This window comes from Butyricimonas faecihominis, from assembly GCF_033096445.1.
Taxonomy (GTDB): domain Bacteria; phylum Bacteroidota; class Bacteroidia; order Bacteroidales; family Marinifilaceae; genus Butyricimonas; species Butyricimonas faecihominis.
Genome location: NZ_AP028155.1, coordinates 1,793,952 through 1,810,817, shown reverse-complemented (window position 1 = coordinate 1,810,817; position 16,866 = coordinate 1,793,952). Strand labels below are relative to the sequence as shown.

14 protein-coding genes are annotated in these 16,866 nt (G+C 37.0%); all 14 read left to right on the top strand.

Annotated elements, in window-relative coordinates; all coding sequences use genetic code 11:
* The first annotated feature begins 57 nt into the window (after window positions 1-57).
* The 14 genes from tgt to R8806_RS07500 all read left to right on the top strand — a co-directional run bounded on the left by tgt (window position 58) and on the right by R8806_RS07500 (window position 16,555).
* On the top strand, window positions 58-1,188 hold the full coding sequence (gene tgt, locus R8806_RS07565; protein ID WP_124317269.1) for a tRNA guanosine(34) transglycosylase Tgt: 1,131 nt from the start codon (window positions 58-60) through the stop codon (window positions 1,186-1,188).
* A gap of 23 nt (window positions 1,189-1,211) precedes the next feature.
* Window positions 1,212-2,291: an LptF/LptG family permease gene (locus tag R8806_RS07560; RefSeq protein ID WP_027199888.1), complete on the top strand. Its 1,080-nt coding sequence runs from the start codon at window positions 1,212-1,214 to the stop codon at window positions 2,289-2,291.
* Window positions 2,292-2,433: 142 nt separating this feature from the next.
* Window positions 2,434-3,822: a pseudouridine synthase gene (locus R8806_RS07555; protein ID WP_087422416.1), complete on the top strand. Its 1,389-nt coding sequence runs from the start codon at window positions 2,434-2,436 to the stop codon at window positions 3,820-3,822.
* Window positions 3,823-3,919: 97 nt separating this feature from the next.
* Window positions 3,920-5,908, top strand: a complete 1,989-nt coding sequence (locus R8806_RS07550) for a polysaccharide biosynthesis protein (protein ID WP_229782992.1) — start codon at window positions 3,920-3,922, stop codon at window positions 5,906-5,908.
* Entirely contained in the window at window positions 5,908-6,402 is a 495-nt protein-coding gene (locus R8806_RS07545) for a UpxY family transcription antiterminator (RefSeq protein WP_124317268.1), read from the top strand. Before R8806_RS07550 ends, R8806_RS07545 begins: the two co-directional genes overlap by 1 nt.
* Window positions 6,403-6,538: 136 nt before the next feature.
* A complete protein-coding gene (locus tag R8806_RS07540) occupies window positions 6,539-7,063 on the top strand; it encodes an ATP-binding protein (RefSeq protein ID WP_229782991.1) in 525 nt (174 codons plus the stop codon).
* The gene (locus tag R8806_RS07535; RefSeq protein WP_229782990.1) at window positions 7,036-7,392 is read left to right on the top strand and encodes a DUF4143 domain-containing protein; all 357 of its coding nucleotides are present in this window, start codon (window positions 7,036-7,038) and stop codon (window positions 7,390-7,392) included. The genes R8806_RS07540 and R8806_RS07535 overlap by 28 nt, the downstream gene beginning before the upstream one ends.
* Window positions 7,393-8,516: 1,124 nt before the next feature.
* A complete protein-coding gene (locus tag R8806_RS07530) occupies window positions 8,517-9,500 on the top strand; it encodes a Wzz/FepE/Etk N-terminal domain-containing protein (protein WP_151412160.1) in 984 nt (327 codons plus the stop codon).
* Between the two features lie 35 nt (window positions 9,501-9,535).
* Window positions 9,536-11,074: a lipopolysaccharide biosynthesis protein gene (locus tag R8806_RS07525; RefSeq protein ID WP_124318237.1), complete on the top strand. Its 1,539-nt coding sequence runs from the start codon at window positions 9,536-9,538 to the stop codon at window positions 11,072-11,074.
* On the top strand, window positions 11,074-12,012 hold the full coding sequence (locus R8806_RS07520; protein ID WP_151412161.1) for a glycosyltransferase family 2 protein: 939 nt from the start codon (window positions 11,074-11,076) through the stop codon (window positions 12,010-12,012). Before R8806_RS07525 ends, R8806_RS07520 begins: the two co-directional genes overlap by 1 nt.
* 257 nt (window positions 12,013-12,269) lie before the next feature.
* The gene (locus tag R8806_RS07515; protein WP_151412162.1) at window positions 12,270-13,313 is read left to right on the top strand and encodes a hypothetical protein; all 1,044 of its coding nucleotides are present in this window, start codon (window positions 12,270-12,272) and stop codon (window positions 13,311-13,313) included.
* Window positions 13,285-14,322, top strand: a complete 1,038-nt coding sequence (locus tag R8806_RS07510; RefSeq protein WP_124318332.1) for a glycosyltransferase — start codon at window positions 13,285-13,287, stop codon at window positions 14,320-14,322. The genes R8806_RS07515 and R8806_RS07510 overlap by 29 nt, the downstream gene beginning before the upstream one ends.
* 2 nt (window positions 14,323-14,324) lie before the next feature.
* Complete coding sequence (locus tag R8806_RS07505; protein ID WP_151412163.1) at window positions 14,325-15,389, top strand: glycosyltransferase family 4 protein; 1,065 nt, start codon at window positions 14,325-14,327, stop codon at window positions 15,387-15,389.
* On the top strand, window positions 15,386-16,555 hold the full coding sequence (locus tag R8806_RS07500; protein ID WP_124318347.1) for a glycosyltransferase: 1,170 nt from the start codon (window positions 15,386-15,388) through the stop codon (window positions 16,553-16,555). The genes R8806_RS07505 and R8806_RS07500 overlap by 4 nt, the downstream gene beginning before the upstream one ends.
* The last annotated feature ends 311 nt before the right edge of the window (window positions 16,556-16,866 follow it).

Genomic DNA, 16,866 nt, shown 5'->3' with positions numbered 1-16,866 from the left:
GATTTATGATTTTAGATTTAATTATTCCTATCTTTGTGCGCTCAAAATCATGATTAGATGAAATATACCCTTTTAGCGAAAGACAAAAACAGTGATGCACGATGTGGTGTGTTAACCACAAATCATGGGAATATTGAAACTCCGATCTTTATGCCTGTGGGTACGGTGGGAACCGTGAAAGCCGTGCATGCGAGAGAGTTGAAGGAAGATATTAAGGCCCAGATCATTTTGGGCAACACGTATCATTTGTATTTGCGACCGGGTACAGAGGTGTTGGAAGAAGCAGGGGGACTACATAAATTTAATTCATGGGATCGTCCGATCCTCACGGATAGTGGCGGCTTTCAAGTTTTTTCTTTAGGAGATTGTCGGAAAATCACGGAAGAAGGGGTCGTCTTCCGTTCTCATATTGATGGTTCGAAACATCTGTTTACTCCTGAAAATGTCATGGATATTCAGCGCAAGATAGGGGCTGATATTATCATGGCATTTGATGAGTGTCCCCCGGGGCAGAGTGAATACGGTTACGCGAAGAATTCTTTGGAGCTGACCCAGCGTTGGTTGGAACGATGCGTGAAACGATTTGATTCCACGGAGCCATTGTACGGTTATCACCAGTCGCTTTTTCCGATCGTGCAAGGATGTACCTTCCGGGATTTGCGGGAAAAGGCAGCGGAACACGCTGTTTCTCTTGATCGAGAGGGATATGCAATCGGGGGATTGGCTGTTGGGGAAGAGGCTGAGGTCATGTACGAGATGATTCAAGTCGTAAACCGGATTTTGCCGCAGGATAAGCCCCGTTACCTGATGGGTGTCGGGACCCCGGAGAATATTTTGGAGGCAATCTCTTTAGGTGTGGATATGTTTGATTGCGTGATGCCGACCCGAAACGGGAGAAATGGTATGTTGTTTACCACGGAGGGCGTGATCAATATAAAGAACAAGAAGTGGGAGAAGGATTTCAGTCGTATTGATCCGGCCGGGTTGAGTTTTGTAGATGATGATTACTCGAAAGCGTATTTGCGCCATTTAATCAAGGCAGATGAAATTTTAGGGCTACAAATTTGCTCGATCCATAATTTGTCGTTTTATTTGTGGTTAGTACGTGAAGCTCGTAAACATATACTGGAAGGAGATTTCGTGACGTGGAAGGAGAGTACGATAAAGAAAGTTACAAGAAGATTATAGTGCTGAGAAGCAACTAGCGTAAAATGAAGAAATTAGACTTATATATTATCCGGAAGTTCCTAGGTACCTTTTTCTTTTCGATGGTACTGATCTTGAGTATTGTCGTGGTTTTTGACCTTTCGGAGAGACTGGAGAAATTTATCGAAAACGAGGCTCCCGTGAAGGCGATCATATTTGATTATTACCTGAATTTCGTGCCTTATTTCGCAAACGTGTTTTCCTCTTTGTTTACTTTTATTTCTGTTATTTTCTTCACGTCAAAGATGGCTTATAATAGTGAGATTATCGCTATTTTAAGTACGGGTATCAGTTTCCGGAGAATGGTCCGGCCATACATGATCTCGGCCGGGGTGATTGCCTGTTTGTCACTTCTTTTGAGTGCTTTTATTATTCCGAATGCCAACAAGAAGCGGATCGAGTTCTCCGAGCAATATATTTGGAAAAAGTATAGTAACAAGGAAGAGAATATTCACCGGCAGATTGCACCGGGTGTTTTTATTTATATGTCGAGTTTTAACGTGTATTCCAGTCGGGGTAATGATTTTACTTACGAGGTATTTCGGGAGGATACGTTGGTTAGTAAATTGACGGCAAAATCTATTTCATGGAATAAGGAACTTGAGAAGTGGCGGATTAACAACTGGACGCTACGGGAATTTGACGGGATCAAGGAGACTTACACGACGGGACAAACTATTGATACGCTATTAAATTTTAGTGCGGCGGAATTCTCCGAGGACCCCAAGAAAATTAAGGAGCGCTTGACATTACCGGAACTGGATGAATACATCGCCCGGCAAAAATTGCGGGGAAGTAGTAACGTGGTTGAGTTCCAGATCGAGAAGTACAAGATGTTTTCGGGCGCTTTCGCTACATTCATATTGACGTTAATTGGGGTATGTATCGCCTCTCGTAAAATTCGAGGAGGAATGGGGTTCCATTTGGGATTGGGATTATTAATCAGTTTCTCGTACATATTATTTATGCAATTTTCCACGGTTTTTGCAACCAATGGGGGCATGAGTCCGTTATTAGCGGTATGGATACCGAATATGTTATTTGCTGTGGTGGCGTTATTTGTATACCGGGCGGCACCGAAATAATTGAAAGTTGAAAATGTAGAATTAAAAATGAATAATTAAGAAGGTATGAAAAATGAGTGCATATCTTCAATCAATAGAATAGGCCGATGAGGGCTATAAGCAAGAATCATAAATTTAAAATCAAAAATTTATACGTAAGTATATGAATAGGGAGACTAAAAGACCTAGAATTACAAGGCCGATCGAGAATCGTGATGAGAATCGTCGGAGCAGAACACCGCGTTTCGAAAACCGTGAAGGTGGAGAAAGCGAAACAAGAAGACCTAACCGTTTCAACACGGACAGACCGAGACGGGAACAAGGACACGGGTATATCCGTGATTTGAACAAAGAACGGGAGAGAGAGCGTAACGAGGGTACGGGAGATCGAGATAACGGGAATCGTTATTACCGGGATTCAGACAGAAATCGTGAAAGAGGGGATCGGGAGAATAATCGTTACGAGAATCGGGATAATAGAAGATCATACGAGAGAGGTAACAGGGATAACAATCGTTTTTCCGATCGTGGAGAGCGTCGTGAAAGGCGGCCTCAAGATCGGGATGAAAATGCAGAAAGAAGAGATAATCGTTATCAAAACAGGGATCGTAATGATCGACGAGAGGAAGGACGTCGGGAAAGAGGTTCCCGTGAGGAAGGAGGACGTGGAGAAGGGTATCGTGGCGATCGTCGGGATCGCAGAGAGGGGGATGATCGTCGGGATCGTTATTCTGATCGTCCGGCGAGAAAAGTGTTTACCCGTCGGGCAGATGGGGATGGCGCTCCCAAAAGTGTGTATAGTAAGAAAAAACAAATTGAATATCGCAAGAAGAACGAGGGGCAGGAGACAGAATTACGCTTGAACCGTTATATCGCTAAAGGCGGAGTGTGTTCACGTCGTGATGCTGATGTGTTGATTGCAGCCGGTCGGGTGAAAGTAAACGGGGAGGTCGTGCAACAAGTCGGGGTAAAAGTAAAGCGTACGGATCGAGTGGAGGTTGATGATCAAGTGATTACTCCCGAACGTAAAGTATACTTGGTGTTGAATAAGCCGAAAGATTACGTGACGACCGTGGAAGATCCTTTGGAACGTAGAACCGTGATGACATTGATCGAGGGAGCTTGTAAAGAGCGCGTGTACCCGATCGGACGGCTTGACCGCCAGACCACGGGAGTGTTGCTTTTCACGAATGATGGCGATTTGGCCAAGAAATTGACTCACCCGAAGTATAACCAGAAAAAGATATACCACGTGTTCTTGGACAAGGTGGTTCAAACGGGCGACTTGGAGGCTATCCGTAAGGGGATCGACTTGGAGGATGGTTTTATCCAAGCGGATGACGTGAGAGTGGCGGAAGATGATCGTACACAGGTGGGGATTGAAATTCATTCCGGTAGAAATCGTATCGTCCGGAGGATTTTCGAGCATTTGGGTTACCAGATTCTTCGTTTGGACCGTGTCTTTTTTGCCGGGATCACGAAGAAAAATTTACCCCGGGGCCACTGGCGTTTCCTGACTGAAGATGAGGTTAATATTTTGAAGGCCTACTAAAAAAATTTTTTTTTTAATATTATTACTATTACCTTTGCGGGTGTCCACCTTTTAGGAGGTTTATCCCGTGAAGGTTTTATTTTTATATTAAAAAATTATGGTTGCATTTATCACAAATGGTCTGAATAGAATGAGGACGTTGCGTTCATTCTCATACACTCCTCGATGGATTGTATTTTTGATTGACGTGGCTCTCGCTATTATGGCAGTTAGCGTTGCTTATCTGATTTGGGTCAATTTCCAGATTGACCGGATGAGATTGGATTTTGTCTTGACCGGGGCTCTCGTTATCGTGGGTGTCCGGGTGATCAGTTTCCTGTTGGGGCATACTTATTCCGGAATAGTACGTTTCACGGGAACGGAGGATGCTTTGCGCATCTACTACGTGTTGACGGCAGGGGAGATTGCCCTTCTTTTGGGTAGTGGCGTGTTTTTCCTGTTGTATGATTATCTTTTTATACCGGTTTCCGTTTTACTCACGGAGTACGTTCTTCTGACCAGTTTGATGGTTATGAGCCGGGTGATCGTGAAGAAAGTCTTTGCGCAGTATATCGGTGCGGAGCGTACTAAAAAGAATGTAATTATATGTGGTAGCGATGAATACGGTATCATGGCAAAACATGCCATGGATAACGTGGAGGATGCCACGTATAATATTCTTGCTTTTGTTGATGTGAATGATCGGAAAGCGGGAAAGATTATCGAGGGGGTCAAGATTTACAAGATGTCGTCTTTACCCGGTTTGTTGAAACGTAACCGGGTGGACAAGGTGGTCATCGCCAAAAAGATGATTTCTCCGGATAAAAAACGGGAGATTGTCGAGATCTGCTTGGCTGCAGATGTGAATGTACTCGAAGTGCCTCGTTTTGAAAGTTGGATTAACGGGGAGTTAAGTATGCGGCATATCCGGAATATCAAGATCGAAGATTTGTTGGAGAGGGACGTGATTCACATGGAGGAGACCAATCTTCGGAAACAATTATTGAATAAAGTGGTTTTGGTGACCGGGGCGGCTGGTTCTATCGGGAGTGAAATCGTGCGGCAGTTGACGCATTTTAATCCTTCTTTGATCGTTTTGTTTGATCAGGCCGAATCTCCGCTTTATGATATTGAGCTGGAACTGAAAGAAGAGTGTGGTTTCACGGATTATAAAATCGAGATCGGGGATGTACGTGATGCGAGCCGGGTGGAAGGAATCTTTAAAACATATCATCCCAATATCGTGTATCATGCGGCTGCTTATAAGCACGTTCCCATGATGGAAAAACACCCGATTGAAGGTGTGAAAACGAATATTTTCGGAACGAAAAATGTTGCCGATTGTGCTGTGAAATATGATTGCCAGCGTTTCGTGATGATCTCTACCGATAAAGCGGTGAACCCGACGAATGTTATGGGTGCAAGTAAGCGTATAGCGGAAATTTACACGCAATCATTGAATCGCATAGCGAATACTCGTTTTATTACTACTCGTTTTGGGAACGTTTTGGGATCGAATGGTTCGGTGATCCCTCGTTTCAAGAAACAGATAGAGGCGGGTGGCCCGATAACGGTTACTCACCCGGAAATAACTCGTTTTTTCATGACTATTCCCGAGGCATGTCAGCTCGTTTTGCAAGCGGGGGCGTTGGGAAATGGCGGTGAAATATTTGTTTTTGACATGGGTAAGAGCGTTAAGATTGTCGATCTGGCTCGTAAGATGATTAAACTTTCTGGTTATGAAGTTGGGAAAGATATTCATATCGTCTTTACCGGTTTGAGACCGGGAGAGAAATTGTACGAGGAGGTGCTTAACGTGAAGGAGACGACTTTGCCGACCGTGCATGAACGAATAAAGATTGCCAAAGTACGTGAATATAATTATAGTGAAGTTACGGATGCGATAAAGGCTCTTGATATAGCTTTGCAGACAAAAGATAATTTTGCCGTGGTGAAACAAATGAAATGTATTGTTCCTGAGTTTAAATCGAAAAATTCAACCTATGAATCTATTGATTTCCAGATGGAAGAGGAAGGTGTAGAACATCATATGGAAGAGGTTTTAAATAAAATTCAGGTAGCCGAAAATTTAGAAGTCAGAGAGTAATGGAGAAGACGAATTGGTATGCAGTTTTCACTGCTTCTCGGGCGGAAAAACGTGTGAAGGAGCGTTTGGAACAAGCAGGAATCGAGAATTATTTACCTGTGCGAAAGGTCGAATTCGAGAGAAACGGGCAGGTGAGGAGATTGGAAATTCCTGTGATTACGGGGTGTATTTTTGTCCGTGTTTCTGAAATGAATTTACCTTCCGTGTTATCAATTGGGGGCGTGATTGCGTTGTTAAAAGAGAAACAGGGCCCGGTTGTGATTTCGGACGAACAGTTGGATAGTTTGCGGATTTTGAATGAAAATGCCGGATCGCTTGAAGTTGTGAGTGGAAAGGCTCTGGTTGGATCTGGTGTACGTGTGATTCAAGGCGAATTAACTGGAGTTCAGGGGGAGTTGGTCGAGGTGGCTGGTGGACATCGGGTTGCGGTTCATATTCCGTGTTTGATAGGCGTTTGTGCGGATGTTTCATTAGATTGTGTAAAGGCGTTGTAAATATTCAGATTTATTATTTCTTTCGGAAAAGTGTATTTATTTAGCTTGTAAAATATACGAAAAGTGTGTTTTTGATGTGGCTTTTTTGTTGGAAAAGTGTATCCTTGAGTCTGCATAAACCAAGAAGAAGTGTATTATGTTATACCGGAAAGTCGAAAGCTATATTGAAAAGTACTTACAATCAGGTTCTAATAAAGTACTGTTCAAAAAGTATTTGATCGTGGGAGGATTGCCTGATGCGGTGAATACGTTTGTGGAGCAACATAACGTGGTGGCCATTCGGAAGATTCAGGAAGATATTCATGCTTTATACGGCCTTGATGCTTCAAAATATGAAAAGGAACATGCCAGATTGAAAATACAGCGTATCTATAATCTTATTCCGTCAAATCTTGAAAATAGAAAAAAACGAATAATAGCAAAAAGTATTGAGAAAAAGAAAGGCAAACGAATGACGGATTATGAAGATGAATTTGATTACCTTATTTCGGTGGGAGTGGCTTTGGAGGTGAGAGCTATCAGCGTTCCTAGCTATCCGTTGATGGAGATTTGTGGAAAGAATTTACTCAAACTTTATCTGAATGACGTGGGTTTGTTGACAGTTTATTTTTTAAAAATAATATTCAAGCCATCATGCAGAATGTGCGGAGTATCAATTTAGGGTCCGTGTACGAGACTGTCGTAGCGCAAGAGTTACGTGCGCATGGTTTTAATCTCTATTACTATGATAACAAAAATAATGGTGAGGTGGATTATCTGATAGATGATGCCGATCAACTTACTGTTTTGCCGTTGGAAATAAAATCAGGAAAAGATTATGCTATTTATAGTGCGCTTAATAAACTTTTGAAAATAAAGGAATACAATATACATCAAGGTTTTGTATTATCCAATGAACAAAAGGTTTATCAGGAGAATGGTATTACTTATCTCCCTATTTATGATATTATGTTTTTTGAGCCGGGAACAAAAGTTGTGGGAGAGCTATGATATATAGCTATGCTTAAAATCATCGTGTAAATATTTGCAGGTATTTGAATGAGAGTTATATCGTCAGAGACTTTTTTAGAGGCGTGATCGTGATTTTTGTTTTTTCTTTTATAGGGTCGAAATATATTCCTCTGCGTAGAACTAAGTTTATAATGAGAACCTGTTGAGAAGCTGGGGAAATCCTAAGGAAATAATCCTCCTTTTTCAGAGATGTTTCGAAATTTATTCGAAGTTCATTCATGCCGTAATATTTGAGCTACGAAGGATTTCGAGTAATCTCTGAATAAGAGAGAGTATTTGGGTAGGATTACTTCTTCATTTGGGTTGAATTTGTGTTATATGATATTTTTTCGGCTATAATTTTATTTGTTATGCTTGTTCCTTGGGTAATAATACTTTAATTCTATGGTTTAACTATCTCTTGGGCCTTACTGGTCGCTTCCTCTTACGTTATGTTCCCGTCACGTGGCGGTGGGATAACGATTTTGGATGTGGGAAGTAGCGGTTGAGAGGTAGTTGAACGTAAGGGAAAGGGTAGTAAAATCTTAGTAGCACAATGTAAGGAAATGAGATTTTAGTTTTTGTTTGGTAGTTGGTATGTTTTAAAATAGTCACTATGAATGATTATATCTGAGATTTTTTGAGCGTTTTCTCTACGTTCTTTTTCTCGGTTAGAGTTAGCAATAGAATCACTCATGAGTAAACTTCTTCCAACACCTCTCCAAGAGGATTGGATTCCTGTTAGATCAAGGAGAGTCGGGAATATATCCATTTGTTTGATTGTATTCTGGGGTGATTTTGTGATTTTAATTAGGGATATATGGTGAGAGGAATTTCTTGAGCAATGTATTCTTGGGCGGGAGATGATTTTAAAAGAGGTGTGTGTCGTGATCACTAACGATATTTTTTTAGTAAAAAGAAAGGAGAGTGATGTTGTTAATATGTTTAAAATAACGTTGTTATAATTTTTTTGAAGCAAATTATTTAAATTAGAATGTTTGTGAATAGAATAGTTTGGTGAGCCTATTAATTTTCTATACTTTTACGAAATTAAATTGTTATATTGATTTGACATTTGTGACTGTAGGATATTATTGATTTATAATAAATGGTTTTAATAAGTTATGGAAAAAGAAATGGATTTAGTAGCTTTATGTAGATATATTTGGTTGAGGCGCTATTTTGTATGTAAGGTTGCAGTTGCTGGAGTTATATTAGGGGTGATAATTGCTTTAAGTATACCTAAAGAATACAGTACAAAAGTTCAATTACTTCCTTATGCCTCTAAAAATGACCGTGCAGACAAGAATGCTTCTTTTGCGTCAATGTTAGGTTTAACAGTTAATAATTCTTCCCTAGAAGATATTGCCTTAGATTTTTATCCTGTTGTTGTAAAAAGTACTCCTTTTTTAGTAGATTTAGCACAAATGAAGGTTGTTCCTAATGGTTTATCTGAAATGAGTCTTTTTGAATATATAACAAAGGAGCAAAAGAAGCCTTGGTGGAATTCGATGTTAAAATTATTTGGGAAATTATTCTTTTCAACACGTCTAGAATCAGATGAAAATAGTAATTTGAATTGGGATCCTTTTTATTATACCTATTGGCAGGAAATGTATCTTGATGTGATGAATGATAAAATAGAGGTTTGGGTAGAGAAAAAAAGTGGTTTGGTAAATATCGAAGTTGACATGCAAGATCCTCTTGTTGCTGCATTGATTGCGGATAGTACCATTAATAAACTTCAAACTTATGTTTCGAGCATTCAAAAAGCAAAAATGTTGAATGATATGGGGTATGCAGAAAAAATGTACAATCAAGCTAAATATAATTATGAAGTGGCGAAAGATAGGCAGGGAACTATTAGTCGTGGTCAAATTGAGCTAGAAATGTCATTGAACCTGTGTAATATGCTTGCTCGACAGTATGAAATGTTGCAAGCAAAGGTTACAGAGGAACGTACATTGTTTTCTATAATTGAACCTGCAAAGGTTGCATTAAATGCAGATAAGCCTAATAGAAAAGTAATTGTTTTTGTCTTTACTTTCCTTTTCATTTTTAGTGGGATTATTTGGTTAATACTGAAAAGGGTCTTTGCGAGAGATTAATGTAGAGAGAATGGGTATAGTGTAAATTAATAGGAATGATTAGGTTACGTAAAACAGCATTAAATAGCGGAATAACATTGCTTTTTTTTATCTTAACCGTGCTGGTGAATTTTGTTGCACGTAAGATGTTTTTAGTTTATCTAGGTACAGAATACCTGGGATTGAATACGACATTAATGAGTGTGATTGATTTCCTCTTTTTAATGGAATTAGGAGTTACATCATCGGTTGCTGTAGCTTTATATAAGCCTCTTGCAGAGAATGATCAATCCCGTATAAATGAGTTAATGTGGCTTATGCGATATTTTTTTCGATATGTTGCATTAGCTATTTTGCTTATTGGTTTATTGTTGTCCCCTTTAATTCCTAGTTTGACTGCTAAGTCTGAAGTTGGAATTATGAGTTCGTATATTGCTTACGTTGTTTTTCTTCTTGTTGCAGTTGCAAATTTCTTTTTTGGTTATCCGAGAGTGTTGTTTCGTGCAGATCAAAAAAATTATATTCTTGTAATTGCCTCTAATATTATTACTTATGTAAAGATTTGTATACAGGTTGTTTTAGTTTATTATACGAGTAATTATATTTATTGGTTGTTTGTTGAGCTTGTATTTGGAGTTTTTGGACATTACTATGTGTTATGCCAATATAAAGCTCATTATAATAATTTAGAACAAAAATCACATTTGTCGTTTAGGAAATTGCTTCAAAGTTATGATGATGTATTTTATGATGCCAAGCGTATTGCTATTCAAAGTTTTTCAAGTTATGTATCTAAACAAAGTAGTAATATTATAATTGCTACAGTTATAAATCTATCTACGGTTACATATTTTGGTAATTATATGATGTTATTCAATAATATTAATATGATGATTTGGACTGTAATGCAGAATGTTTGGGCTGGAGTGGGGGATTTGGTTGTTACTTCAACTCGTGAACAAGTTTATCGAGTATACAGAGAATTGTTGGCATTGTCTTTTTATGTACAAATTATTATTGCATTTGGCTTGTTAGTTCTAGCTCAAGATTTTATTGCATTATGGCTGGGGGAGGAATATGTATTAGCTCCCACTATTTTGTATCTTCTTGTTGCTTGTCTTACATTGGGTGCATTTACAAATACAAACACTTGTTTTTTGGCCGCTTATCGTCTTTTTAATGATGCTTGGATATCTATTGTTGAAGCTTGCTTAACGGTTGGTTTAGGAATCTTGTTTGCATTCAAGTTTGGCGTTTTTGGTGTCGTTGGTGGTATGTTAGCTGGAATTTTTTTGCTTTTTCTATGGAAACCATATTATCTTTATCGGAAGGTATTTCCTTTCCCTCTCATATCGTACTTTCTTATTGTCGGTAAAATGTTTTTTTTCTCGATAATTATTTACTTAGGAGTTAATCAATGGATTGTGAGTCCTTTGAAGGATTGGTTAAATGTGAGTAATTTGGGAGAATGGTTTGTGTGGGCTTTGGGGTCTACCAGTGTTTATGCGGTTGTTTTAGGTATATTTTTATATATCTTTGACACAGGTTTCTCTACTTTTGTGAAACGTTTTATTTCAATTAGAAGAAAAGTATAATGAAAGAGGTTCGTGTCCGATTTTCAGTTATTATCCCGCTGTATAACAAGGAGGCGTATATAGAGCAAACTTTAGGTTCTGTTTTAGCCCAAACATATCCTTTTTTTGAAGTTATAATTGTTGATGATGGTTCTTCGGATGCTAGTTTGCAGATCGTGAATGGAATAACAGATTCTCGAATACGAGTGATTTCTCAAGTTAATAGTGGCGTTGCTACCGCACGTAATAGGGGGGTAAAGGAGGCGAAGGAAAATTATGTGGCTTTTATGGATGCTGATGATTTTTGGGCTCCCAATTATTTGGAAAGGATCGCTTTTTTAATTTCTACTTGTCCTGATGCGGGAATATTTGCTTGTCGTTATGTTGAAATGATGAATGGCAATAGAAAAGCTGTTTCGATTGATTTGGAAACGACATTTGAGTATGGATATATTTCTTATTTTAGTTTGTATGCAAAAACTTTTATTTCTCCCGTGTGGACTTCTGCAACTATAGTTCTCCGTGATATATTTTTGAAAAATGGAGGTTTTAATACATCACTAAAAATGGGAGAAGATATTGATTTATGGGTTCGGATAGCGTTGAAAGAACCTATTGCTTATTTAAATGAAGAGCTTGCATATTATAATAATGATCAAATTATAGAGAATCGGCTTTCAAAGAAATTGTACGCACCCGAAGAAAGTTATATATTTTCTTTGGATACATTGAAAAAAGGCGTTTCAAATGATTGTCTTTTCTTATTAGATGGATTGATTTTGCGTACGTTACGTCCTTATTATGCTTTGGGATTTTACCGGAAAGAAACGGATAGAATTTTGAAAAGTGTGAATTTTCAGAATCATCCATTAGTTTATAGGGTATATTATCACTTGCCTCGGTGGATGGCTAAAGGAATATATTTGTTGTTGAAAAAAATGAGAGCGGTACTATCATGATATGGGTAAATAAGAATGATATAATATTAAAAATCATAATACTCTCGGCGATAGTTTTCGTCTTGTCTGGGTATTTGTTGATGGGTTGGGATAAATTATTGGTTTATACATTGTTGGTTGTAAATGTCCTTGTCATGTATTATGTCCGGAACATGCAAGTGCCGATGTTGATGTTTATTTTCATGTTTACTTATAATGTTCATTATCTGTATAATTGGGCTGGAATTCAGTTAAGTCCTTATGAACAATTTCAGAGTATGGAATATTATGGCATATCGGCAATGCTAAATTTGCTAGTATTCGCAGGAGTTATTTTAGTTGTAAGACTTAATGGTAATAAGACTCGGGAACGAACGACTTTTTCTTTCTTAAAAGAGAAAGAAAAATCTTTTGTATGGTTTTGGGTTTGTGTTGCAGTTTGTATTTTGATTTTGTATTATTTACAGCGTCAAGGAACAAATTTATTATTTGCTGAAGGAGATTTATATGATCTTTATAGGGAAAATCTTGAAAGTATAAGCGGCTTTGCCGTGTATTTTTATATTTTCTTTTTCTTATTGTTTATTTACCGTCCTTCTCCTATTTACAATATTGTTATCGGTTTTATATTAGCTTGGTATCTTTTGTTTGCATTATCTAGGGGAACACGTATGTTAATGGTGCCACCGGTGTTAATCTTCTTTTTTTATTTTTTTGAGAATAAGTTTAAATCAAGTTGGATAATTATTTTTTCAACAATTGGTCTGTTTTTATTGAGGATCATAGATCGTTTTAAAAATAATTTGCCTTTGTTGGGTGGTAATGAAGAACGAGGAGATATATTAATAAATAATCAATCAGAATTACTTTATGGAGGAAATGCTGTTATTGGCAGTGTGCGGGAAATATTTATTAGTGTTGTGGATCGTATTGAATTATTAGGAGGGTATTTGATTACCTGTATATTGCCTCCTTCGTTGGTCCCGGAAAACATGAAATATCCTCACTATCTTGGAACTATTCATGTCGATTTTGGAGGAGGTGGTATCATTGTTTTTGCATTTTACGTGATATTAGGGATGATCGGACCTTTTTTATTAGGAATGTATTTGGGAGGTACAATTAATTACGTGTATGAGAGTCGAAGACCCAATTATTATGTAATGCTTTTTTTCGTGCTTTCTTTTTTCATGATTACTCGTTGGTATTCTTATGATCCCAATTTGTTATTTCGACTTTCTTTTTATATGTTATTTGTTTTTGCCGTATTTAAATTAATTACAAAAGCTAGTTATGGAAAAACGAAAAGTGTTAATAGTTAGTTGTACAAAGTTTTATGGTGGGGGAGAGATTTTTGTGAGTAGAGTTTTTCCTCAATTAGAAGAGTATTATGACTTTTTTTATCAAGTAAGGAGTAAAGAATTGTACGAGATATTACCTTCTGAATATAAATTTTTTGTTGAACATGAGGTTTCCTTTAAGCGAGAAATCGCATTTGCGAGAAAATTGATTCGACAATACAAAATAGATATTGTTGTTTTGAATGGGAATCGTGCTATATATATGGCTCCTTTCTTGCCTAATTGTGTGCGTAAAATTGCTTATAAGCATAGTAGTGCCGCTTCTACGATGTTTATTAAGAAAGGGATTTATCATGTCTTGATAACGTTAGGATTTTTGTGTAGTGATAAGATTGTTGGAGTTTCTCGGATGGTTGTTGATGAGATAAGAGGATTTAATTCTAAAAAACTTGTTATTTATAATGGAGTAAGGATTCTAAATGAAAATAGATTGATAAAACCTATAGATAAAGAGATTAAAATTGTTTATGTAGGACGTTTAGAACGGGAAAAGGGAATAATTGAGGCTTTAGCGGCAGTAAGACAATTGTCCTGTCCTGTTCGTTTTTATGTGGCAGGAACGGGAGTTTTAGAAGATGTATTGAGGTCTGAAGTTGAGAGTGAGAAATTAGAAAATGTATATTTGTTGGGTAATGTGACAAATGTTTATGAGCTACTTTTTGATTGCGATATTTTTATTTTACCAAGTTATTATGAGGCAATTTCTCTTTCAATATTAGAAGCTATGGCGTGTGGGCTTCCTGTTTTGGCAACGAAAGTAGGAGGTATTCCTGAGGCTGTGGAGGAGAATGTAACCGGAATTCTTGTTCCTCCCATGAATGTGAGTTTTTTGAAACAAGGATTGGAAAAGTTAGTAATGGATGTATCTTTGCGTCAGCGAATGGGGCAGGCTGGGAGAAAAAGGGCTAAAAACTATTTTAATATTGAGGGTACTTTAGCATCTATTCGTGCGCTTTTAAAAAACATATAAAAATGATTATTGGAATTGATTTTAGATTTGGATATAAGAGTTTGAGGGGAATGGGAACATACGTACGAGAAATCGTAAAATGTCTGGCAAAATTAGATTCCTGTAATAAATATATCTTATATATTGATAATGCAGAGCCTTGTGAGGAATTCAAATTTCCTGTTAATTTTACTTTTTGTAAGTTGAAAGGAGGTTATTTTAGTTTTGAACAATGGTATTTGCCTCGTCAGGCCAAAAAGAATGGAGTTGATATTTTGTGGTCTCCGTATAATACATTTCCTCTTTATATCGCTTCAACGGTGAAAAGATGTGTTACGATTCATGATTTGATTTTTATGGGAAAATTATTTCCGAAATCATTACATCAATTATTAGGGAAGTATTATCGCCGTTATAATTTATTATTGGGACTAAAAAGGGTCGATTTATTATTTACTGTTTCTAATTATTCAGCGAAAGCTATTCAACAGCGTTTCGGGCTAAGTTCTTTAATTACATATAATCATATTGATATAAAACCGATAGAGCCTACGATTCAACGTGTAAGAGAAATTTTGGGACAATGGGGAATAGAGCCCGGATCATATTTTTATACAATAACTGGAAATGCTCCAAGTAAGAATTTCCCGTTGATAAAGGAAGTTTTGGAGATATTGAAAGAATATCGATTTGTGATAACAGGAATAAAACTAGAAGATTGGGATGATGCTCCTGATAATGTTTCGATTACAGGTTTTGTTACAGAGGAGGAAAAAGCAATTTTATTACAGAATGCTAAGGCTTTTCTTTTTTTATCTTTGGAAGAAGGCTTTGGTATTCCGGTATTAGAAGCAATGGTGTATGACCGTAAAATTCTTGCCTCAAATTGTTCTGCGATACCGGAAGTTGTGGGAGAGGGGGGATATTGTATTAATCCTTCAAAAGATATTATTATTGATGCAATTCATCATTTTGATCAACCTAAATGGGGTACACGTGAAGGGCGAATGAAACAATTACAAAGGTTTTCATCTTGGACCAATAGTGCAAAAGTTTTCTTGAGTGCAATTAATGATTTGTGCATATGAAAAAAATTTTAGTTATGAGCTCTCGGGCTCCTTATCCTTTACATAGTGGAGGAGCAATAAGAACTTATCAAGTAATTAAACTACTTTCAAGAATATATACAGTTGATTTGGTATATATAACGGATGATCTGAAGGATGAGACCGTTTCAGAGATGGGGCGTTTTTGTCGGGAAGTGATACCATTTCCTGTTCGGAAAATGGATTATTATTTAAATGTTTGTAAGGGATTAATCTCTAATACTCTTCCTTTGCAAGTTAATTATTTTTATTTCGATAAAGTTCAAAGTTGGGTAGATCGGAATATTCATAAATATGATGGCGTTTTTTGTAATAATATTCGTACTGCAGAATATGTGCGAAACAAAAAAGGTATTACTAAATGGCTTGATTTTGTTGATGCAATATCAATGAATTACGAGAAAGCTAAAAAACAAGAAACAGGATTGTGGCGTTGGCTTTACAAGGTCGATTTTACAAGATGTCGCCGTTATGAACAAATGGTTCTAAATGCCTTTACGAAATGTATGATTATTTCCGAGGTTGACCGTGATTATATTCTTTCAAAGTATAAAGGAGAAAAAGACATTACGGTTATTGGGAATTATGTAGATATTTCGGAAAAAGTGAATTTACACAAAAAAAATAATTATCAGTTACTTTTCGTAGGAAGAATGGATTATGAGCCTAATGTAACAGCTGTTAATTATTTTGTCGAGAATGTTTATCCTTTAGTCGAGAATGAAATCCCGGAAGTTATTTTTTATATTGTGGGAATATCTCCTAGTGTTGCGGTAAAAAAGTTGGCAAGAGTTGATAAAGTTGTTGTTACGGGGTTTGTTGAAGATGTTGCTATTTACATGCGGGAGTCTGCTATTTTTGTTGCACCAATGCGTTCTGGGGCAGGAGTTCAAAATAAAATATTGCAGGCAATGTCTATAGAAGGATGTGTTATTACAACTACGATAGGTCGAGAGGGGATAGAGGTGTGTCATGATGAGCTTATTGTAGCAGATGATCCAGTGATAATGGCTAGGCAAATTGTATTATTATTGCGTGATTCAGAAAAGAGAAAAATAATAGGAAAAAACGCAAGGAGATATATTGAAAATCATTTATCTGAGGAGGTTATTTATTCGAAGTTACGTTCTTTTATTTTGGATGAATAGATTAATAAAGTATGAAAGAGATTATATTTTTTAACATTCAATATTTGGACTAGATGATTGATATGTTTCCTAGCTATAGATTGAAAATTAAATCTAAAGAGGATTCGATAAGATGAGTATTAGATTTTTGCTAAGCATTCTTCTTGTTTAAAATATTTTGCGACCCCCTATGTTAATTATTGGTTTGAATGTGTTTATTTTTAGTTAGTTGTACTGATAATTATCTAATTGAGAGAATGGTGATTTTGTTAAGAAGTTGTTAAAAACAAAAAAACATCATTTTGTGACGCAACCTTTGATGTACTTTTACA

Bases quoted from the DNA above. Each gene is read 5' to 3' on its own strand.
- tgt (WP_124317269.1), top strand. From the start codon at position 58: ATGAAATATACCCTTTTAGCGAAAGACAAAAACAGTGATGCACGATGT.
- R8806_RS07560 (WP_027199888.1), top strand. From the start codon at position 1,212: ATGAAGAAATTAGACTTATATATTATCCGGAAGTTCCTAGGTACCTTT.
- R8806_RS07555 (WP_087422416.1), top strand. From the start codon at position 2,434: ATGAATAGGGAGACTAAAAGACCTAGAATTACAAGGCCGATCGAGAAT.
- R8806_RS07550 (WP_229782992.1), top strand. From the start codon at position 3,920: ATGGTTGCATTTATCACAAATGGTCTGAATAGAATGAGGACGTTGCGT.
- R8806_RS07545 (WP_124317268.1), top strand. From the start codon at position 5,908: ATGGAGAAGACGAATTGGTATGCAGTTTTCACTGCTTCTCGGGCGGAA.
- R8806_RS07540 (WP_229782991.1), top strand. From the start codon at position 6,539: ATGTTATACCGGAAAGTCGAAAGCTATATTGAAAAGTACTTACAATCA.
- R8806_RS07535 (WP_229782990.1), top strand. From the start codon at position 7,036: ATGCAGAATGTGCGGAGTATCAATTTAGGGTCCGTGTACGAGACTGTC.
- R8806_RS07530 (WP_151412160.1), top strand. From the start codon at position 8,517: ATGGAAAAAGAAATGGATTTAGTAGCTTTATGTAGATATATTTGGTTG.
- R8806_RS07525 (WP_124318237.1), top strand. From the start codon at position 9,536: ATGATTAGGTTACGTAAAACAGCATTAAATAGCGGAATAACATTGCTT.
- R8806_RS07520 (WP_151412161.1), top strand. From the start codon at position 11,074: ATGAAAGAGGTTCGTGTCCGATTTTCAGTTATTATCCCGCTGTATAAC.
- R8806_RS07515 (WP_151412162.1), top strand. From the start codon at position 12,270: ATGGAATATTATGGCATATCGGCAATGCTAAATTTGCTAGTATTCGCA.
- R8806_RS07510 (WP_124318332.1), top strand. From the start codon at position 13,285: ATGGAAAAACGAAAAGTGTTAATAGTTAGTTGTACAAAGTTTTATGGT.
- R8806_RS07505 (WP_151412163.1), top strand. From the start codon at position 14,325: ATGATTATTGGAATTGATTTTAGATTTGGATATAAGAGTTTGAGGGGA.
- R8806_RS07500 (WP_124318347.1), top strand. From the start codon at position 15,386: ATGAAAAAAATTTTAGTTATGAGCTCTCGGGCTCCTTATCCTTTACAT.